The organism is Aeromonas sp. R10-2 (assembly GCF_040908445.1).
Lineage (GTDB): Bacteria > Pseudomonadota > Gammaproteobacteria > Enterobacterales > Aeromonadaceae > Aeromonas > Aeromonas veronii.
The window spans coordinates 41239-62049 of record NZ_JBFODS010000102.1 but is presented as its reverse complement, the minus strand read 5'-3'; the positions used below and the strand labels follow the sequence as shown (position 1 = coordinate 62049).

14 protein-coding genes and 2 pseudogenes are annotated in these 20811 nt (G+C 61.7%); 6 read left to right on the top strand and 10 right to left on the bottom strand.

Going from position 1 to position 20811, the window contains the following annotated elements; translation table 11 throughout:
- Positions 1-64: 64 nt before the first annotated feature.
- A pseudogene (pulA, locus tag AB5Y97_RS20195) lies at positions 65-4130 on the bottom strand (pullulanase-type alpha-1,6-glucosidase).
- Positions 4131-4391: 261 nt separating this feature from the next.
- Here pulA and AB5Y97_RS20190 point away from each other — a divergent pair.
- Positions 4392-4805, top strand: a complete 414-nt coding sequence (locus tag AB5Y97_RS20190) for a hypothetical protein (protein WP_005348835.1) — start codon at positions 4392-4394, stop codon at positions 4803-4805.
- A 46-nt stretch (positions 4806-4851) separates the two neighbouring features.
- Here AB5Y97_RS20190 and dmeF read toward each other — a convergent pair.
- A pseudogene (gene dmeF / locus AB5Y97_RS20185) lies at positions 4852-5824 on the bottom strand (CDF family Co(II)/Ni(II) efflux transporter DmeF).
- A gap of 71 nt (positions 5825-5895) precedes the next feature.
- On the opposite strand from dmeF, the gene AB5Y97_RS20180 reads away from it, so the two are divergent.
- The 3 genes from AB5Y97_RS20180 to AB5Y97_RS20170 all read left to right on the top strand — a co-directional run bounded on the left by AB5Y97_RS20180 (position 5896) and on the right by AB5Y97_RS20170 (position 8590).
- Entirely contained in the window at positions 5896-6171 is a 276-nt protein-coding gene (locus tag AB5Y97_RS20180) for a metal/formaldehyde-sensitive transcriptional repressor (RefSeq protein ID WP_201947018.1), read from the top strand.
- A gap of 127 nt (positions 6172-6298) precedes the next feature.
- Positions 6299-7495 carry an amino acid aminotransferase gene (locus tag AB5Y97_RS20175; RefSeq protein WP_201947016.1) on the top strand — a complete coding sequence of 399 codons (1197 nt, stop codon included), beginning with the start codon at positions 6299-6301 and terminating at the stop codon, positions 7493-7495.
- Positions 7496-7657: 162 nt separating this feature from the next.
- Positions 7658-8590, top strand: coding sequence for a LysR family transcriptional regulator (locus AB5Y97_RS20170; protein ID WP_201947014.1), 933 nt, complete (start codon positions 7658-7660; stop codon positions 8588-8590).
- A 63-nt stretch (positions 8591-8653) separates the two neighbouring features.
- Here AB5Y97_RS20170 and AB5Y97_RS20165 read toward each other — a convergent pair whose 3' ends face one another.
- The 6 genes from AB5Y97_RS20165 to AB5Y97_RS20140 all read right to left on the bottom strand — a co-directional run bounded on the left by AB5Y97_RS20165 (position 8654) and on the right by AB5Y97_RS20140 (position 13307).
- Positions 8654-8977 (bottom strand): DUF1820 family protein, encoded by a 324-nt coding sequence (locus AB5Y97_RS20165; protein ID WP_005340296.1) that lies wholly within the window; start codon positions 8975-8977, stop codon positions 8654-8656.
- A 138-nt stretch (positions 8978-9115) separates the two neighbouring features.
- Complete coding sequence (locus tag AB5Y97_RS20160) at positions 9116-10003, bottom strand: YjjW family glycine radical enzyme activase (RefSeq protein ID WP_201947012.1); 888 nt, start codon at positions 10001-10003, stop codon at positions 9116-9118.
- 10 nt (positions 10004-10013) lie between these two features.
- A complete protein-coding gene (locus AB5Y97_RS20155) occupies positions 10014-11540 on the bottom strand; it encodes a YjjI family glycine radical enzyme (RefSeq protein WP_368158866.1) in 1527 nt (508 codons plus the stop codon).
- Between the two features lie 122 nt (positions 11541-11662).
- Positions 11663-11998, bottom strand: coding sequence for an AzlD domain-containing protein (locus tag AB5Y97_RS20150; RefSeq protein ID WP_005340292.1), 336 nt, complete (start codon positions 11996-11998; stop codon positions 11663-11665).
- A gap of 1 nt (position 11999) precedes the next feature.
- Entirely contained in the window at positions 12000-12707 is a 708-nt protein-coding gene (locus AB5Y97_RS20145) for an AzlC family ABC transporter permease (RefSeq protein ID WP_005348822.1), read from the bottom strand.
- A gap of 120 nt (positions 12708-12827) precedes the next feature.
- The gene (locus tag AB5Y97_RS20140) at positions 12828-13307 is read right to left on the bottom strand and encodes a murein L,D-transpeptidase family protein (RefSeq protein WP_042084254.1); all 480 of its coding nucleotides are present in this window, start codon (positions 13305-13307) and stop codon (positions 12828-12830) included.
- A gap of 279 nt (positions 13308-13586) precedes the next feature.
- Between AB5Y97_RS20140 and AB5Y97_RS20135 the strand changes: the two genes are divergently transcribed.
- Entirely contained in the window at positions 13587-16754 is a 3168-nt protein-coding gene (locus AB5Y97_RS20135) for a S41 family peptidase (protein WP_368158865.1), read from the top strand.
- Positions 16755-16769: 15 nt separating this feature from the next.
- Here the strand turns inward: AB5Y97_RS20135 and AB5Y97_RS20130 are convergent, their stop codons facing one another.
- On the bottom strand, positions 16770-18062 hold the full coding sequence (locus AB5Y97_RS20130) for a ferric reductase-like transmembrane domain-containing protein (RefSeq protein ID WP_368158863.1): 1293 nt from the start codon (positions 18060-18062) through the stop codon (positions 16770-16772).
- Between the two features lie 100 nt (positions 18063-18162).
- On the opposite strand from AB5Y97_RS20130, the gene AB5Y97_RS20125 reads away from it, so the two are divergent.
- Positions 18163-18600 (top strand): hypothetical protein, encoded by a 438-nt coding sequence (locus tag AB5Y97_RS20125; RefSeq protein ID WP_368158861.1) that lies wholly within the window; start codon positions 18163-18165, stop codon positions 18598-18600.
- 84 nt (positions 18601-18684) lie between these two features.
- Here the strand turns inward: AB5Y97_RS20125 and AB5Y97_RS20120 are convergent, their stop codons facing one another.
- The gene (locus AB5Y97_RS20120) at positions 18685-20550 is read right to left on the bottom strand and encodes a M3 family metallopeptidase (protein WP_201947001.1); all 1866 of its coding nucleotides are present in this window, start codon (positions 20548-20550) and stop codon (positions 18685-18687) included.
- Positions 20551-20811 lie beyond the last annotated feature (261 nt).

The following is a 20811-nucleotide window of genomic DNA, read 5'->3' as shown; positions in this document are numbered from 1 at the left end:
CACCCTTGGCGAGGTGGAATTCAACCCGGGGGCGCCGAGCCATCCCCCAGACTCAATGGCTTGCTTACTTGACGCTGCACTCCTGAATGACGGCTGTGCCCGCCTTGACGCCAGCCGGGTCAACCTTCACCAGCACACTCCACAGCCCCTGCGGCAGGGTGATGCTGTTATTGGCACTGCCCCCCTTGGAGAAGGCGAACGAATAGCCGGTTTCAGCGTTCACCGCGCCGCCACCGTTGAGCAGGTACTCCTTGCTCCAGTCCTCGTTGGCGACCTTGAACTCGGTGCTGCCGGCATAGTTGAACGCAGCCTGATAGATGGCAAGATCACCGTCCATCCCCTTGTAGCTCAGCTGGTACTGAGGTTGGGCTCCCCAGCTGGAGAGCTCACCCTTGACGAACAGGTTGTAGCCGAGCGGATTGCCCGCCACCGTATCCAGCACCTTGCAGCTCTGCACCGGCTCGGTGAAGCTGACGCTCAGGGTCGGTTTGTCCTTGTTCATGGCGGTAAAGACAAACTTGTAGCTGCCTGCCTTGGCCAGATCGACACCGATATTGCCGGTTTCTCCCCCCTTGCAAAGGGTCAGCGGAGTGCCGACCACCAGCTTGCCACCGTCGTTGCAGCTGCCGTAGTTGACCGCCCCCCAGCTGGCGTCAGCGATCTTGACGTTGGTGGTACCCAGCTTGTCGGTGCTCACCTCGGTAGTGAACTCGTACATAAAGTTGCCGCTGAAGGTCATCTGGTTGGTGTTGCCCCACTCATTGAGGAACCCCTTCAGATAAACATCGGTGTTGCCAAACGGTGGCAGGGTGCTCAGGTCGGTCTTCTTGCTGACCGGCAGGCCCGCGCCCTGTGCACCAGACTGCGGCTTGACGAACACGGCGGCAGACCAGGCCCCCAGCGTCAGGGTACCGCCACTGACAGCGGCATCGCGGGCGATGCTGTTGTTGGCGTGGTGAGCAGAGCTCAGTTGCAGACCGCTCAGGTCGATCGGCTGATCGTTACCGTCACGGAAATCGCTGATGCTCTGGCTCTGGTTGCTGGCGTTGATCATCACCACCAGACCGTCGATGGCCGGATCCAGATCCGCCCCGGCACTGACGCCATCATCCACCGTCATGACGATAAGGCCGGGCACCTGATCCGGGCCGGTATTGCGGAAGTCGACCCGCTTGATCACCTCGGCGCCGCTGCCCAGACGCAGCAGACGGGAAGAGTTGCGCAGCTCCGCCAACTCCTGATAGAAGCTCACCATCTGCGCCATCTGCGCCATCTCGGCCGAGCCCGGCTTGGCATGCTTGCCGAGCACCTGCTCGATCAGCGGATAGTTGTCGCCATCCTTGTCCTTGCGCGGCAACCCCTTGTCGAAGTTGTTGTCGCCCAGGGTGTAGTCGACCTTGTTGTACCAGTCGCCCGAGTCATAGCTGTCCCGCTCCATGGATTTGGAACGCAGCAGCTCGACACCGGCGTGGGTGAAGGGAATGCCCTGACCCAGCATGGCTGTCGCCAGCGAGACCCCCTGCATCCGCACCAGATCGGCTCCGGCAGGCGCCTTGTAGATCAGGTTGTCGAACAGGGTCTGGTTGTCGTGCTTGTCGACATAGTTCTGCACTTCCACCGGATCCTGGGCATAACCGGCGCTCTGGCCGTTGTAGTCGATCTCGGCGCCTTTCTTCGGTATGCCATCCTTGTCGGTCAGCACGAACTCCTTGAGGTTGCCCGCCATGCCGAGCCGCACCAGATCGGACTGGTGCAAGGCAGTTGCCAGCTCCACCTTGCTCATTTCGTTAGGATCGACGAAGGCACCGTTGCCAAAGCCCTGGGTCTTGCGAATGGTATCGCCGCCGTCGAACGGACTGCCGCCGCGCACTGCATCGCGCAAGCGGTCGGAGAAGGAGCCGATACCGGTACCGCCCAGATGCTTCTGGGTAGCCTGCACGAAGCGCTTATCATCCTGCACTTCGCCGAAGTTCCACCCCTCGCCGTAGAAGTACATCTCGGGATTGACCTTCTTCACCGCGGCCAGCGCCTGAACCATCTGATCTTTCGGATGGTGGCCCATCAGGTCGAAGCGGAAGGCGTCGATCTTGTAGTCGCGCGCCCAGGTGACCAGAGAGTCATCCATCAGCTTGGCGAACATGGCGTGTTCCGGCGCCGTGTTGGAGCAGCAGGTGGAGTTCTCCACCGAGCCGGTCTCCGGATTGAGGCGCTGATAGTACCAGGGCACTATCTTGTCGAGCACCGACTTGGGGCCGAGCCCGGATTCGTTGGTGTGGTTGTAGACCACGTCCATCACCACGTTCATGCCGATGTTCTGCTTGATGGCCTTGACCATCTCGCGGAACTCCAGAATACGTTTGGTGCCCTCGGCGTTGGTGGCGTAGGAGCCTTCCGGCGTGGTGTAGTGGTAGGGATCATAACCCCAGTTGAAGGAGTCGACGCCGCGCAGGTAACCGGAAAGCTCCTGCACCTGCGGATTATCCTTGCTGTCGCCCCCTTGCAGGTCGGCCAGCACATCTCCCACGGTCTGACCGCCACCACAGTAGCCGCCAAATTTAGATGTTTTCACATCCGGATTGACCTGACAGAGCTTGCTGAAGTCATCGCCGAGATTGGCTACCTTGGCCGGATCCTCGTTGACGGTGGCGATATCGAACACCGGCAGCAGGTGCAGGTGGCTGACGCCACTTTTTGCCAGCGCTTTCAGATGGTTGACCGGTACAGAGTCAGGCTGGGTCAGGCCGACAAATTTGCCGCGCTTCTCTTCATCGGTGGAGGCATCGTTACCGGTCAGGTCGCGAATATGGGCCTCATAGATGGTGATGTCGGCGGGGTTCTGCTGGCTGTGGGGCGCCTTGAGGCTGTCCCATCCTTCCGGTTTCAGGGCCGGATCGTCGAGATCCACTACCTGACTGAACTCGGAGTTCATCGCCAGACTCAAGGAGTAGGGATAGGTCACCTCATAGCGCTCAACCTTGCGGCTCAGCGGGTGGTAAACCTCCATGTCGTAACGGTAGAACTGGCCGATCAGCTCGCTGCCCCCCCTCGTAACTCCAGCTGCCGCTGGCGCTGTCGAAAGTCATGGCCACCTCGCCACTCTTCTGGTGGCTGGCGTTGTAGAGGGCCAACTTGACCGACTTGGCGGTCGGCGCCCAGAGGCGGAAGGTCACCCGGTTACCCTCTACCACGGCGCCATAGCTCAGCTTGGTCGCCTCTGTCGCATAGAGCGCATCGAGGGCGCCGGCGCTCTGCACCAGGGTGGCTCCTTGCAGGATACCGTCGGCATCGGTGCCGATAGCCACCAGCTCCCCCTTGAGCAGGGGCTTGAGATCTTTACCGGCAGGCAGGGCGAAGGCGGCAGCATCCTTGAGATGCGGATATTTGGCCTGCTGCTCGGCAGTCAGGCCGGTCGCGGTCAAGCTGATATAGGGGAAATCGAACACCCCATCGGCATTGGCCTTGATGGTGCCCGAGTCGCTGTAATAGAGGCGAACGTGGGGCTTGTCCTTGCCCCCTTGCCAGATCAGGGTATTGCCATCGATCAGATGAGCGCTGGCCCCCGCCACGCCAAAGGCGGCGGTAAAGGCTTCGGCACGGCTGCCAAACAGATCTTTCTTGCCCGCGACGATGGCCACGGTGCGATCCGGGTGCTCACTGAAGCTCACCTTCATATCGCTGCCGGTCAGGTTGGCCAGATCGCCGTTGCGAGCGATAAAGTTGATGCACCCTTCCACATTTTTGAGCGGCACGACCCAGGCCGGACCAAAGCTGTCGGCAGTGGCAGGAGTCTTGCTCTTGTCATCCCACCCGGTATTCAGGCCGCTATCAGAGGTAGCGTTACAGGCATCGTTGTTCCAAAGGTGCAGGCTGTGGCTGTCAAACGGAGCCTTGGCCCCCTTGGCTGCCGACTGGGTATCCACCAGCGCAATGACTACCTCGTTGGGACCTGCTTGCAGCAGCTCCTTGGGGGGATCCATCTTGGGCAAGCGAGCGACAGGCCCATCGGTGACTTCAGGTGTAGGGGGGACGGGGTTCACACCGGAGGCATCAGAGCTATTGTCATTACAGCCAGACAAAAGCGCGAGCAGTGAGGCTGTTACCAGCGCCACTTTGGTCTTTTTCATATCCATATTTTTATAATTCCCGCTGTAGTTAGTCTCGATAGTCGAGCACCCGGTCATTGCCAAGCGGTGCCATATTAATCAGCGGCAATCGATTCAAATGTGAGCGGAAGGGAAAAAAACCATCCAGTTTCAACAAGATAACGTTTTCAGACTGAAACTTCGATCCGGCTCACAGACCTCGTGGCCATTTGGCCTCATATCTGGAAAACGGCAGTCACGGGGTCAGAAAAGCAATGTCTGATCAAGTGGATAGACAAGGAGTAAGCAATGAAACGGATTGAAGAGCAGGCAAGACGACTCGATCAGGAGTATCAGGCGATCGGGCAGCTGTTCGACCAGTTTTGCCAGCAGGCTGGCACCCTGGCCGAGCAGTATCACTTCTTCAACTGGCCCGATTATGAAGACTCGCCCCCGCTGAGCCGCGCCTTCACCCTGCTGGGGGAACCCCGCGAACTGCGGCTGCGCTGTCAGCCCGGTGAGCGCTCCGCCCTCAATGGCCTGATCCAGGTGGTCTCGGAGGATGGCACCATAGATGCCAGCCTCGGGTTTCGCGCCGACGGTCAGCTGCTGCTGGAGTCGGGCAAGCTGCTGGACAACCCGCCTGGGCTGCTGCTCAAGCTGCTGCTCGGCGCTGTGTGGCAACACAAGCCCCAGGATGAGATCACTGGGCAGCCGCACTGACATCAGAGTGCCAACGGCACTGAAACCAGGGGGCCAAGGGCCCCCGTTATTTATCCTGTTTGCTGGCGATCTCGATGGTCACATGCACCAGCTCTTCATGGATCGCCAACCGCTCGCGGATCTGCTGCGCCGGTAGCGGATTGACCATCAGCAAAGAGAGCACGCAGGCATACTGCTGCTGCCCTACCCGCCAGACGTGCAGATCGCGGATCTCGGTCTGTGGCAGTTCGGCGATGACCTCGCGGATCTCCGCCACCAGCGGGGTATCCATCTCGGCATCCAGCAGCACCCGACCAGAGTCGCGCAGCAGTCCCCAGGCCCACACCGCGACCAGCCCGGCACCCACTATGCCCATCAGCGGATCCAGCCAGTCGGCCCCCCCAAAGCATGCCCCCTACCAGCGCCAGAATCGCCAGCATGGAAGTGGCCGCATCCGCCAGCACGTGGATATAGGCGGCGCGCAGGTTGAGATCCTGATGGCCGTGGTGATCGTCATGGTCATGATGATGAGCGTGGTCGTGATGTTCATGATGGTGGTCATGCCCATGGCCGTGGTGATGGTGGCCGTGATCATCCATGAGCAGCCAAGCACAGGCGAGGTTCACCAGCAGCCCCACCAGCGCGATAGCGATCGCCTGTTGATAGTGGATCGGGCTGGGATCGAGCAGCCGGAACACCGACTCGAACAGCATCAACCCAGCCACTCCCACCAGTAACAGGGCGCTGGTGAAGCCACCCAGCACCTCGATCTTCCAGGTGCCGAAGCTGAATCTGTGGTCGCGGGCGAAGTGGCGGGCGGCGCGGTAGGCCAGCACCGAGAGACCGAGCGCCAGTGCGTGGGAGCTCATGTGCCAGCCGTCGGCCAACAGCGCCATGGAGTTGTAGAACCAGCCGCCGCCAATCTCCGCCACCATCATGATGACGGTCAGCAATACGGCCCAGCGTGTCTTCTGTTCGGCCAGCGGATTGCCCTCGTGGATGACGGGTTGATGGCAGTGGGATTGAGCGAGGGATGACATGGATTTCTCCTGAGAGCGACGATGCAATATACTATACCCCAGTATAGTTTTATTGATCGAGAGGATCCGTCATGTCCCACACCATTCACGACAAAAAGAAGTTGCTGGCACGGGTGCGCCGCATCAAGGGACAGGCCGGTGCGCTGGAGAGCGCGCTGGAGCAGGAGAGCGACTGCACCGCCATTTTGCAGCAGATCGCCGCCATACGCGGCGCCGTCAACGGCTTGATGCTGGAGGTACTGGAGGGACACATGCGCGAGCATCTCGGCGCCCCCGATGCCACCCCTTCCGAGCGGCTGGGGGATCTGGATCAGGTGGTCAGCGTCCTGCGATCCTATTTGAAGTAAGCAGGATCGCGGCGCCATCCCTTCAGGCTCTACCAGCATCAGGCTTGAGCCACCGCCAGCTTTGCGCCATGATGTCCAGCCCGGCTGACCGCCGGTTTTACTGGACAGTCAATTTCAAGGATCCCCCATGTTTGAACACGTCGATGCCTACGCTGGCGACCCCATCCTGACGCTAGTCGAGACCTTCCACAAAGACACCCGCGAGCAGAAGGTGAACCTGGGGATTGGCCTCTATTACGACGAGCAGGGGCGCATTCCGCTGCTGCCGTCGGTGCAGCAGGCCGAAGCCCAGCGCGCCGCCGCCCCGGCCCCGCGCCCCTACCAGCCGATGGAAGGCGCCGTCAACTACCGCACCGCAGTGCAACACCTGCTGTTTGGTGCCGACCATGAAGCGGTCAAGGCCGGCCGTATCGCCACCATCCAGACTATCGGTGGCTCCGGCGCGCTGAAGATCGGGGCCGACCTGCTCAAGCGCTACTTCCCGACCTCCGAGGTGTGGGTCAGCAATCCGACCTGGGACAACCACAAAGCGATGTTCGAGGGGGCCGGCATCAAGGTGCACGACTACCCCTACTACGATGCGGCCACCGGCGGCGTGCAGTTCGATGCGATGATCGACTGCCTGAGCACCCTGCCGGCGAAGAGCATCGTGCTGCTGCACCCCTGCTGCCACAACCCGACCGGGGTGGATCTCTCCCGCGCCCAGTGGGATCGGGTGATCGCGCTGGTGGTCGAGAAGAACCTGATCCCCTTTATGGATATCGCCTATCAGGGCTTCGGTGACGGGCTGGAAGAGGATGCCTACGCCATTCGCGCCATGGTGGCCGCCGGCGTCAGCTTCTTCGTCAGCAACTCGTTTTCCAAGAACCTCTCCTTCTACGGCGAGCGCTGCGGTGGTCTGTCGGTCATCTGTCAGGATGCCGAAGAGGCCAGCCGTGTGCTGGGCCAGATGAAGGCCACCGTGCGTCGCAACTACTCAAGCCCTCCCACCCACGGTGGCCAGATCACCGCGGCGGTGATGAGCCAGCCCGAGCTGCACGCCATGTGGGTCGATGAAGTGACCGAGATGCGCACCCGCATCAAGGCGATGCGCCAGAAGCTGTTCGAGGTGCTGAGCGCCAAGGTGCCGGGCCGCGATTTCAGCTACTTCATCAACCAGCGCGGCATGTTCAGCTACACCGGCTTCACCCCGGAGCAGGTAGATCGCCTGCGCGAGGAGTTCGCCGTCTATCTGGTACGCTCCGGCCGCATGTGCGTGGCGGGCCTCAATAGCCGCAACGTCGACTATGTGGCTGACGCCATGGCGGCGGTGCTCAAGGGCTAATCCGCATCAGCCCCGCTTTGGCGGGGCTTTTTGTCTGTTGCGTTCGCAGTCACCTCTTGAGGAGTCTGCTCACCCTCCCCCTGCTGTGAGAGAATGCCAGCAGGTCACGTTGAATCTTTCTGATTCCAAGCCTGTTTATCTTCATCAATTTCAGGAGCCACTATGGATCTGATCGCTCTCTCTCGGCTGGGAGGTCGCCATCTGGTCACCCTGCACCTGCTGCTCGACAACCAGAGCGTCACCCGCACCGCCGAGCGGCTCTGCACCACGCCTTCCACCGTCAGCAAAACCCTCAACCAACTGCGAGATCTGCTGGGGGATCAACTGCTCTACCGTCAGGGCAACCAGCTGTTGCTCACCCCCATGGCCGAGCGACTGGCTCCCACCCTGCATCGACTGCTGGGGGAGCTGAACGGCCTCACTCGCCAGAATGCCTTCAACCCGCAGCAGTGGCAGGGCAGCTTGCGGCTGGGATTGCGCGAGAGCGTGATGACCTGGCCGGTGGGCCCCATTCTGGGTCAGCTGATGCAGGAGGTGCCGGGCATGGTGCCGGAGATCTGGAACAAGGATGAGCAGGGGCTGGAGGCGCTGGCAGCGGGCAAACTCGACTTCGTGATCCTGCCCCATGACCAGAGCCAGCCGTTGCCGCGCCAGCCCGGGCTGGTGTGGGAGACCCTGCGGGAAGAAAAACTGGTCTGCCTGCTGCGCAAAAACCATCCCGCGCTAGCCAAGCCCTGGGATCTCGATGCCTACCTGAGCTGGCGCCATATCGCCATCCGGGATCAGGAGCTGGCCAACCCCTTCTTCGAACAGAGCCTGGCCCAGCAGCAGGTGCGTCGCCAGATTGGCGCCACCCTGCCCGATTTTGCCAGCGCGGCGGCCCTGCTCCCCCAGACCGACCTGATCCTCACCGCCATCGGTGGCTGGGCGGCCTGCATGGCCAGTCAGCCGGATCTGGTGATGCGTCCGGCACCGTTCGATTACGGCAAGGTGAGTCACAGTCTGGTCTGGTATGGCCCGGCCGGTGATGGCTCGGCCCGCCACTGGTTCCGCCATCGGATCCTGCAACTGGGTCGCGAATTGATTGAGCCCTGAGCCGGACGACAGAGAGCAATGATTGATGTTTCACCGCGGCGAAACATCAACGGCAATAAGGGATCAGGGACGTTTGGTATAGATGGGGCTGGGGAAGGAGGCGACGTTGCTGCCCAGATCCGTGATGCGGGCAGCCCCCTGCTTTTTCACCTGATCGATGCGCAGCACCTGATGCATGGGAATAAGAGTCTGGCGCACATCGGCAAATTCGCTCTTGAGCTTCTCGTGACTGGGATCGACGATAAGCGCCGTATGGTTGTCCCAGACAAAGTCGGCAATCTCGATAAAACCGAACAGCTGGCCCTGATTGACTTCGCGCACATACACTTCGTAGCGCTCGCTGTGGCAAATAAACTGAACCCGATATAACGCCTTGCTTTCACTCATGATTATCTGTCATTGAGGGGTAAGAAGATGGCCATTATTCTAGCCGCCGTTCTCGCCCCCACCAATAGACAGAAATCACAGTTGCGGCCTTTCCATGCCGCATCTCACGCAATGACGGTCACCGGATGACGCAACCACTCAGCCCATCAAGGCAGGCAGTGAGACCGGCCCCAATCCCGCTGCACGCAAACGGCTGGCCAGCTGTTCCAGCTCGGTTTGGTGAGCCTCTGGCCATTGCGCCGCCTCCCCCCGTACCCCGTGATGGCGAAAGCCGTTGAGGCGAATGGGCACAGGCCCCAGCCGCTGCAAGAAGGCGGCGAGATCCACGTCCAGCTCACCACTCGCATCCAGAAAATCGCTCTTGCCAGGCACATGGAGCAGCCGCAGTTCGGTCAGCTTGCCGTGGCGTGCCAGCAGTTGCAGCGATGCCAGCACCCGCTCGCGACCATAGCCGGTCAGGGAGTGATGCACCGAGTCACGCCACCCCTTGAGATCGAGCATGGCGCCGTCGAGCACCGGCAGCAGCCGCTGCCAGCCGGTTTCGGCCAGCGAGCCGTTGCTGTCGAGCAGGCAAGTGAGATGGGCCAGATCCGGCGCGACCTTGATGGCGGTAAAGAGCGCAACCACAAAGGGGAGCCGGGTGGTCGCCTCGCCGCCGGAGACGGTAATCCCGCTCAGCAGTGGGCCGTAACGGCGCAGCAGGGCCAACACGTCGGCCACCGTCATGGTTGTGGTCTTGGGATTGGCACTGCGCGGGCAGACATCCAGACAGGCGTCGCAATCGGTGCAGAGCGTTGCCTGCCAATGAACCTTGCCTTCGCTCAAGGTCAGGGCGCCGCTTGGGCAGACCGCAAGGCAGTCACCGCAATCGTCGCACAGCCCTATGGTGTGCGGGTTGTGGCAGCCGGGGCAGCGAAAGTTGCACCCTTGCAGAAACAGCACCAGCCGGTTGCCCGGCCCATCGACACAGGAGAACGGCAGCACCCTGCTTACCAGGGCGCTGCGTGTTGGCAAAACATCAGCCATCGGTGCGAACTCAATACTCGCCGATAGTCGATTCGTGGGCGACCACTCGCGGTGCCCGCTGACGAATGGCGGTCACTTCACTCGCCTCGGCACCGAGACAGGTGGTCTGCAAGCGCGACCCCTCCTCTGCGAAGCGGGCCACGTCGCTCTTGCGGATCATGTAGCCGGTCACCCGCACCAGATCGCTGTCGGCCACGTTGGCGGTGAACTCGCGCATACCGATGGCGAGCGCCCCTTTGCAGAGCTGCAACAGCGCCTGCGGGTTCTGGCGGATGGTGGGATCCAGCGTCAGGATCTCGCTGATCCCCGAATGGTAATAAGTGTGGTGCGGTGCCAGTGCCAGCACATGGCTGGCCGGATCCAGCTCATGCCCGTAGGGAATGCGCACCCCGGGGGTAACAGCCACATCGATGCTGAGGCCACCTTGCGAATGCAATAAAGCGCGGCCACCCCAGGCATGGGTTTGCGGGGTCGTGGTCACATAGGCGGAAAGCTGGGCCGAGATGCGATAGCCAAGCTGGTTCGCCTCCTCGCCATGGCCGTAGCGATCCGGCAGATTCTCTTTATCCATCAGGATATTGACCGCTTCCGCCATGCCGTAGATGCCAAACATGGGGACGAAACGGTCCTCATCCAGCAGCCCCTCCTTGACCAGGAAGCTGTCGAAGAAACCGGACTCATCGTGGAGGAATGCGGCCCGCGCTTCGATCAGCTGGGAGGCCAAACGGCAGTAGTGGGGCAGCAGGCAGCCGAGGAAGTCATCGATCCCCTGACACTGCTCGGCGACCCGCTTGAGGGAGATGCGCACCAGGGTATTGGCGCCACCGGCCTGCGGCAGGGCGTTGTAGCAGCTGACGATACCAAAACCACGAGCGTCGAAGGTATCGCGGTGGATCGGGTAGTTGGCGATGTGCGGCTTGCTGCACTCGGCGATGTTCTTCACCGCCTGCAGCAGCAGATCGTCCGGGGTCTGCTCCGGATCGTGGAAGAAGGTGAGGTTCGGCGCCACCTGCTTGAGCTCGTTGTCGATGCGCAGGAGCAGACGGCAGATGCGGTTATCATCCGGCCCGATGTTGACGTGCATGAAGGCGTCCGGCAGCACCCGATCCAGATAGACCCAGAACCCCTTCAGCTTGCGATAGAGGGTCTCGTCATCCAGTGCGCCGACAAACGGCAACAGCAGATGGTCGAGCCGCCCCAGCCAGACCGGCATGCCTGTGACTGAGGGGACATGGTGATAGAGGATGCGCAGGGCGTTGAGCGCCTCGTCGAAATCCTGCGGCGGCGCCAGCTCCAGCCAGGCAGAGCCCTGACTCAGGAATTTTTCATAGTCCGGCAACACATAACGCGGCTTGTAGGGGGCGTGCCCTTCGAACATGTCGCAGATAAATCCCTGTTCCATCGCCTCGGCGACTGCGGCAGGCAGGTCGGGGTAGGGCAACGCATTCTCGGCGGCCAGCGCCAGTGCGTGGCTCTTCTGGGCGGCGGAGAGATGGGGATCGCGCACGATGCGCTGACAGGTTTCGATCAAAGACATGGGACACTCCTTCACGGATAGAGCCCATATCCTTACCATTTGCAGGCTTTTTTTGAAGTGACATTCATGACATGACGGATGTCGAATAATGACATCCATTACACAAGATCACGGCTCGCGCTTCACCAAGGCAAGAGCTCGGCTATGCCTCCCAGCCAGCGCAGCAGGAAGAAGCCCCCCATTCCACCCACCACCACAACCAGAGTCGGCAGCCGCAACAGGGTCAAGAGCATCACCCACAGGGTGGCGGTCAGGTAGTCAGGATCCCAGTCAAGACCTATCCCCGGCTCGTAGCTAAAGACGATGGGCAACCAGATTGCAGTCAGCACCGACTGGGCCGAGAAGCCGAGAAACGCCCCCATCTCGGCACCCGGCTGATATCGGGTCAACCGAGAAAAGAAGGCGAAGCGGTTGAAAAAGGTGATCAGGGCCAGCAGGCCAATCATCAGCCAGCTCACGCTACCTCCTCATCCGGTGCAGCACATAGCCCACCACCATACCAGCCAGAGCCGAGACGATGATGTGGATCTCCGCCAGCAGCGGCTTGGTAAGCAACGCTGTGCCGCCGCTCACCAGAGTGGCCGCCACCATGGGCAAGTTTTTCATGGCGGGAATGGTCATAGCGATGAAGGTGGCCGCGATGGCAAAATCCAGCCCCATGCTGTCCAGTCCATCGATGTACTGACCGGCCGCGATGCCGAGCAGGGTCGCCAGATTCCAGAACAGATAGAAGACGAATCCCGCGATGAGCGCGTAAGCCGGATCAAAGTGGCCGCTGCGCTCCCGGTCTTTCAGCGCCACAGCGAACATCTCATCAGTCAGGAAAAAAGCAAGGCTGGCCCGCCAGCGCAGGGAGAGCGGCAATACGTCACGGCGGAAGGTGAAGCCGTATAGCAGATGCTGGGAAGTGATCACCATGGTGGAGCCCATGATGGGCAGCAGGGGCGTGCCCGCCCCGAACAGGGTCGTGGCCGAGAGCTGGGCGGCTCCGGCGTAGACCAGCAACGACATCAGCTGAGCCTGAAGCGGACTCAGCCCTGCCTGCAACGCCAAAGCGCCACACAGGATCCCCCAGGGGATCACCGAAATGGAGAGCGGGAGCATATCCAGTGTGGCACGCCACCAGAGCATCCCCGTTCGCTCGGGCACGCTCGTTACTGACATCATGTGATCTTCCTTGTCACAGCCAAAGCGAGCCGAAAAAACTAGCACGGGACAGCAAGCGCTGTCACGTCATCACTGGCGGGAAATAAAACGCCCGCGGAGTCGCGGGCGTGCACAAGGGGATCAGGGCTCGATGACGATGGGCGTACCCGGATCAATCGCGTCCCACACTTCATCCAGCTCGTGGTTGAGCATGGCGATGCAGCCATTGGTCCAGTTGGAAGGCTGAACCCTGCGGTTGCCAATGCTGTTGCGCTGGCCGTGGATCATGATCATGCCACCCGGACGAACACCCAGCTCATTGGCGCGCTTGATGTCATCCAGGTTCGGATAGTTGATATGGATGGCTTTGTAGTAGCCGGAATTGGTCTTTTTGTAGTCGAGGGTGTAGCGTCCTTCCGGCGTACGCTGATCCCCTTCCTGCTGCTTGTGCCCCTTGGGCGCCGGGCCCAGAGCAATCCAGTAGCGCTTCAGTTCCTTGCCATCCTTCATCAGGGTCAGGCTATAGGTCGACTTCTTGACCACCACCAAATCGGCTTTTTCGGTAAAGGCAAAACTCAATGCGGGCCAAAGCCCCAACAAACACAGTAATACGGCTCTCATTCCATCCCTCGACAAGCCTCTGGTGCGGGCTTTTCTTGTTACCAGATCATCTGAACGATGCCCGCCGAGCGGCGAGCGAGCGCCATGATATTGGATCGCCATCAATACTCAATATGCCCGGCAAAACATATCTTGCAGCAGCCAGGCCATCTTCCTTGAACGCTGTCATTTTTCATTGGTAATTAACAGTTAAAACAACAAGATACAAAAAATTATCGCGCTGGCACCCGGGGCAATGATCGGCGAAGATAACACTCCACTCCCCGACAGGATCATGCCATGCGCTCTTCGTGCCGCCTCGCCACCCTGCTGTTCTCGCCACTTCTGCTCTGGCTGCCCGCCAGTGTCGCCGCCGATGCACTCTGGCTGCGCGAGCCCGCCCTCTCCCCCGATGGCAAGCAGCTTGCTTTCACCTGGCAGGGGCGCATTTTTGTCGCCAGTGCCGAGGGTGGCCCCGCTACGGCGCTCACCGGCAGCGACTACCTGAGCCAGCGGCCAATCTGGTCGCCGGATGGCAAACAGCTCGCCTTTGCCGCCAATTTCTACGGCAACGAGGATGTGTTCGTGGTACCCGCCAACGGCGGCGAGATGGTGCGCCTCACCCGCGATTCGCGCACCGATCTGCCGCAAGCCTTCAGCGCCGATGGCAAACGGCTGCTGCTGAGCAGCCAGCGCCTGGGGGCGCCCGATGCCGACCATTTTGTCGCGGAAGGCTACCAATGGGGCGAGCTCTACTGGACCCCGATCACCGGCGGCACCTTGCAGGCCGATCTGCCGCTGCCTGCGCCCCTGGCCCGCCCCCACGGGGAGCGGATCGCCTATCAGATGCCCGCGGCGGATCAACCCTTTCGCAAGCATCAGCACTCGTTCGCGGTGCCCCGTCTCTGGTTGTTTGATGGCAAGCAGCACAAGCAGCTGACCGAAGATCGGGTGGCGGCTACCGATCCGGTCTGGAGCGACAAGGGGGACAGCCTCTTTTACCTGAGCGAGCGCAGCGGCGATTTCAACGTCTGGCGCCGGGATCTCGCCAGCGGCAAGGAGCAACAGCTGACCCACTATCAGGGCCATCCGGTGAGGGGGCTCAGCGCCTCTCGCAGTGGCGATCTGGTCTGGTCATGGCTGGGCGAGCTCTATCGCCTCGATGCCGGTAGCAGCGAGCCACGCAAGCTGACCCTCACACCGCAAGTGGCGAGCACGCCGGATGAGGCGAGCGAGGCCCTGACCCTGGCAGACGAAGCGCTGGTCAGCGAAGGGGCGGACGAGCTGATCCTGGTGAGCGAGGGCAACCTGTTTGCCGTTGACCCCGAGCGGGAGCGGGTGCGCCAGCTGACTCGTGACCCGAGCGAGCAATCCAGCCCTCTCTTTGCCGAGCAGGGGCGCGCCCTCATCTATCTGTCGGAGCAGCAGGGGCACCCCGCCCTCTATCGCCTGCGCAAGGGGGACCCTGATCTGCTGTTCAGCGATCCCGGCACTTTGACCGAGAGTCTGCTGCTGGCGATTCCCGACAAGGGGATCAGCCGTCCGGTGCTCTCCCCCGATGGCAAACAGCTCGCCTTCGTGGTGGATGGCCAGGCCATCCATCTGCTGGATCTGGCGAGCAATAAGCAGCGGGAGCTGGTGCCTGCCAGCTTCAACCCCTCGCGCCACGAGGTGCATCTCGCCTTTGCCCCCGACTCCCGCCATCTGGCGCTCACCTTCCGCCCCGATGCGGCAGAGCAGGAGATCGCGGTGATCGACACGGCCAATCCCAAGGCCAAACCGGTCAATGTCAGCCTCAACGGCTATCAGGATGGGCAACCGGGCTGGAGCCAGGATGGCGCCATCCTCTATTGGCAATCGACCCGATTTGGCGCACTGGGGCCCGATGGCGAGCCCCTCGTCACCAACCTGCTCGGCATTTACAGCAGCCGCGCCGCCAGAGCCGATGCCATTGCCGAGCTGGAGCCGCCGAAAGGGGGATACGGCTTTGAGAGCGATCGTCTCAACCATCGCGAAGCGCTGCTGCTGCAACCCACCGGCACCCTGCTCGCCAGCCGCATCATCGGCGACCAGCTGATCTATTTGGTGGAAGAGATGGGGGTCAACAGCGAGAGCGAGATCAAGGGCTACAGCCAGGATCTGCGCAAGGGCAAAACCAGCGAACTGTTTGGCGAGCAGGCCGGCCCAGCGCTGGCAAGCCTCAACCAGCAGGGCACCCTGGCGACCCTGGTGCGGGATGGGGAGATCACCCGGATCCACCTCGACTCCGGCGAAGCCACCAGCGCCCCCTTCGCCTTGCAACCCACCAGCAGCTGGCAGGCACGTATGACCGCCGCCTTCGATCAGATCGCCCGGCTCACCCGGGACGAGTTCTATCTGGACGATATGAACGGGGTGAACTGGGATAGCTATGTCGCCGCTTATCGCCGCCTGCTGCCGGGCATCGGCAACCCGCGGGACTTTGGCAACCTGTTGGCGGAGCTGGCTGGCGAGCTCAATGTCTCCCACACCTGGGGCAGCGGCCCCGCCCCCTTCCCGCGCATGGCGGACGAGACCGCCAGCCTTGGCGGCTACTGGCAGGATGGCGAGCAAGGGGTGATGCTCACCGCCATGCTCTCTGGCGGCCCGCTGGATCAGGAGAGCGATATCGCCCCGGGCGCCCGCCTGCTCGCCATCAACGGCAGCCCGATTGCCAATCTGGCCGAGCTGGATCGGGCCCTCAACCATCAGGCCGGTGCCCGGCTCGCCCTCACCTTCCAGCAGGAGGGCAACAAGCAAACTGACGAGGTAGTGCTCACTGCCATCGACAAGCAGCAGGAGTACCAGCTGCAACAGGATCGCTGGATTGAGAAACGGCGGGAGCTGGTGGCCAGCCTGAGCGGAGGGCGGGTCGGCTACGTCTATCTGCCGGCAATGAATAGCGAGGTCTACGATGCGGTGGTGGCGGATGCCCTCGGCAGACAGCGCAATCGCGATGCGCTGATCGTCGATGTCCGCTTCAACAGCGGCGGCTATCTCGCCAATACCCTGGTGGAGTTTCTGACCGGCAGCGGCAGTACCAAGGGAATGGCCAGCAGTTGGCCCCGTCAGGGCAAGGGTGAAACCGACGCCGCCACTCGCCAGTGGACCAAGCCCTCGGTGGTGCTGGTGAACGCCGCCAGCTACTCGGAAGGCTCCGCCTTCCCCGAGTACTACCGCGCCCTCAAGGTCGGCCCCATCGTCGGCGATCCGGTGCCCGGCACCGGCACCATGGTCTACAGCCACGACTCCCGGCTGATCCCGGGACTCTCCTACGGCATTCCGACCCTGGGGCTGCGCAAACCGGACGGCACCTTCTACGAGAATCAGGAGCTGCTCCCGGATCTGCAGGTGCCCCTCACTCCGGCTGACATGGTGGCCGGGCGCGACCCGCAGCTGGAGGCGGCGGTACAAGCCGCCCTCAAGCAGTTGCCAGCCAGCGCCAAATAACGGCGCCCATCTAGCTCAACGAAAGCGAAACAGCTCGCGATGCAGATGCCCGTCCGGCAACAGCCGGGTCAGGGCATCTGCCATCCCCTCCGGCCCGCAAAACCACACTTGCTCGGGCGCATCCTGCGCGATGCGGGCCAGATCCAGCCGCCCGGCTGCCTTGTCCAGATGCAGCTGATAGCGCACGCCGGTGCGATGACAGAGCTCCACCAACCGCCGATGGTAAACGGCCCCCGCCAGATCCGGCGCGCACTGGATCAGGGTGATCCCCTCGCCGCGCTCGCCACGGGCAGCCAGCCCCTCCAGCCAGGCTACAAACGGCGTGATACCGATCCCGGCCCCCAGCCAGAGGGCTCGCCCTCCCCCTTGCGGGGCGACAAAAGCGCCATAGGGGCCGGTCACCACCACCCCATCCCCGACGCGCGCCTCTGCCACCAGCTGACGGGTATGATCCCCGAGTGCACGCACCGCGATCACCAGCTGGCGCCGATCCGCTGACACCCGCACCAGGGTAAAGGGGTGCGGCCCCTCCTTGGCATCAAATTCGAAGAAGGCAAACTGGCCCGGGCGGTAATGGGCGAGCGGCCGATCCAGCTCCATGGTCAGCTCGCAGGTCTGATCCGCCAGCGCCCGCACCGCAATGACCCGGCCGGGATGGCGATCCCGCGCCCCCACTTGTCCCAGCAGGGAGTAGAGGGCCCCTATAGCACCGATCCCGCCGATCAAGCAGATCGATACCCCAACAGGCGTCATGGCTCCCACCTGAGGCAACAGGCAGAGCCCGTGCCCCCACCCCGCCAGATAGATGAGCGGCGCCAGCCGGTGGATCAGCCGAAAACGGCCATAACTAACCAGCGCCAGCAAGCTCACTACCACCAACGCGATCAGTAGATAAAAACTCCACTCACCCAGGGTATTGCCAAGGGCATGGAGCGAAATGCCATTGCCTGCACCAGCTCCAGCTGCACTGGCCCCACGCCGGGCGGGACGACTCAGCCAACCCGCCGAGACTGCCCACTTGGGCACCTCCACCAGCAGCCAGTGAGCGGTCAGTGCCAATGCACCGCCGATGGCCGTCTGACGGTGCAATCGTAACATCCGGTCCAGACCGCCAAACCACGCCTCCAACTGCGGCAGGCGCAACGCCAGCAAAAGCGAAATGGCCATATAGGCCATCCCCAGCAGGCCCGTCAGCAGCAACATCTCATGGCGCCAGGGCCACACCCCGTTGGCATCCCCCGCATAACCGAGCCACCAGACCCCGACCGCCAGCAGCGGCAACAGCCACCACACCCGTTTACCCGTCATAACATGCTCCCTGGTTCCATCGCGGCAGGGCCTCACCCCTGCTCATGGCTCCATTACAACCCCGTCCGGTCACAAGACTTTGCCAGAGGGGGAAGCTTGTGTGGCAATGTGTGACAAACGGCAACAGCAGAGGGGACTATCGGCCCCTCTGGTCACCCTTGTTGGCTCGCCCCTCTTCACAGGAGATGGCGCACAATCCACCTCTGCCGTGATTGACGACCTGCCAGAAAAAGGGATCAAATGGGGACGGTATATATCTGCGGCGAACAACCTGCTGCCCACTCTTCCGGACAAGGAGTCCCCCTTGCTTTCATCCACCGAACAACGCGTCTGCCCGAGTTGTCAGCGCGAGACCAACCATGTCGTGGTGCTGGTCGACAAATCCTATGGAAAAGAGGTGAAACCAGAGCAAAAGCGCAAAGCCTTTATCAAGGACTTCATTACCGGCTGGGCAGCCGGCCCCTTTCTGGCCAACATGGATCGCTTTGAACGACATGCCATCTGTGAAAATTGTGGAAAAAAGGTCATCGATGAGTAGTAAACAATGAGCAAAAAGAATGGCAGGAAGGTTTCCCCTCCTGCCAATTGCCTATTCATAACAAGCCTGCCTTCATCACATCACTTACTGCACGCAGCTCAACTCCTCTCTGACATCTCCAGCAAAGTAGCGCCGGGTAATCCACGCTTCGAAATCAGCCAGCATGCGGGTTTCCGACTCGCTGTTGTCGGCGATAAGCTCGGCGCCGTGTACCACGCGGATATGGGCATCGAGCGGGCTTCCCTCGCCAGCCGTGGGGCGCTGCTGGGCGGCGGCCATGCAGGCTTGCGCCTGTTGCCACGCTTCGGCGGCGCTCAGGTTGCATGCCTCGGCCAGCGGCACCGCGCTGAATCCCTCGCCGGTCAGGCTGCGCAGGGTCTCATCGTGACTCATGCCGTTGCCTGGCCCCCAGTAGTGGGCGGCCAGATCCGGCCCGATACGCGGGTTGTCGGTGAGGTAGCCATCACGTTTGAGGAAAAAGGCGCGGGTCTGCTCCACCGCCATCAGCGCCAGCAGGTAGCCGTGATAGGCGCAGGCCGACTCCTGATTAAGGAGGTGCGGAATGGCCAGCAACGGACGCGGGCTCTCGACCCCGACAATCTTGCGCTCCCACTGGCGGGCCAGCGCCAACACAGCCTCGGGGGTGCGCTCGGCCTCATCCATGGCGTAGAGATCCCGCTCGAAGTAGGCCACCAGCGCGATCTGGCGTTCGTTAAAAGCGCGAAACGGCTGACGCGCTTCAATCATCTCCTTGATGAGGGCGTCGGGAACAGCCTCTCCCGCCGCATTTCTGGCGTAGCGCTTGAGCCAGTCGGCATCGTCCAGCAGGCTGTCGCAGAACATCGACTGGGTTTCGGCATAGGCCATGGAGGTAGGCGGAAACTCCTGTGAGAAGCAGGGGGCGTTGCCGGTGACATTGGCAAAATGCGCGGCGTGGCCCCCCTCGTGGAACAGGGTGTTGAGGCCACTCCAGCCGCTGCCCACCTGCGCCGGATCGGCCAGGCTGGTGAAGTTGACCACCGCCGGCACCCACTCCCCCTGTTGGAAGAAGCTCGGCACCGGGCCGTGGCAGAAGCCGTTCTCGTATTTCCCCTCCCGGGTCAGCAAGTCCAGCGTCAGGGTCGCCCCGCGATACTGGATGCCGAGCCGGCGGAAGCTCTCGACCCAATCTCGCAGTGCCCGCGAGAAAGGCACATAAGGATCTAGCTGGCGGGTCACATCGCCGCTCACGCTGTAACGCAGGTTATGGGGCAGCAGGGCCGCCTCACCCTTGGCAATCTTCAGCTCTTCCAGACTCTGCTGCAACCGGGCGTCGGTGCGGGCAATAAAGTCGTCGAGGATGGCGAACAGCTGCTCCGGGCTCATCTGCTCATTCTTGCGCACCTTGTAGTCGAAGTAGTCGCGATAGCCCATGGCGCGGGCAAAGCGGTTGCGGATCGCCACCACCTCGAGAAAACCGTTGCCGACCACCCATTGCTCCAGGGTTCGGAACATGGCGAGCGCGCTCTGGCGCACCGCCTCGTTCGGGCTGGCGGCAAGGGAAGTACTGGCGGCAGGCAGGCTGCCTGCGACCTGCTGGCCCTGCTCATCCAGCAGGGTCAGTTTCAGCCCCTTGCGGCGGGCGAACAGCGCCGCCTCGGCAGCTACCAGCTCATCCATCAGGGCGGATGCGGCGGGATCTTCAATCACATTGCACTCGAAGAAGGCGATCCAGCCTTGCAGGCCGCGCTTGAGATCATCCTCGTCGGCCTGCGCCAACATCTCCCGCAATTTGGGCAGACGGGCCGGATTGGCACAAAAGGCCTTGTAGGCCTGCTCGGCCGCGGTGAAACCGGCCTGATCGTCGCTGGTGCCCATATAGGTGGACCAGAAGAGATCCTCCTTGCGCCTGTGCTCCTGCAGGTAGTCGGCGTTGAGCTGGTTGAAGTAATTCCTGGCAATGGAACTCATAAATTCCCTCTTGTTATAGGGTCACCCGCAGCGGGGCCCACTCCTTTTTTTGAAGAAATGCCAAACCATTCACACTCTTTGGCAAAAATTGCGCTGGGATGCGCATCAACACGCTACCAAAAAGTGGGGGTTGCTGTCTGCTGACTATACTGATGTTAAAACGCTCATTTGAGAAAGCTCGGCAAGAGACTGAAAGTAAATGAGTTGTTAACTCTTACGAACTGGCTGCCGCGGTACAGAGCCACATAAAATCAACAGGGA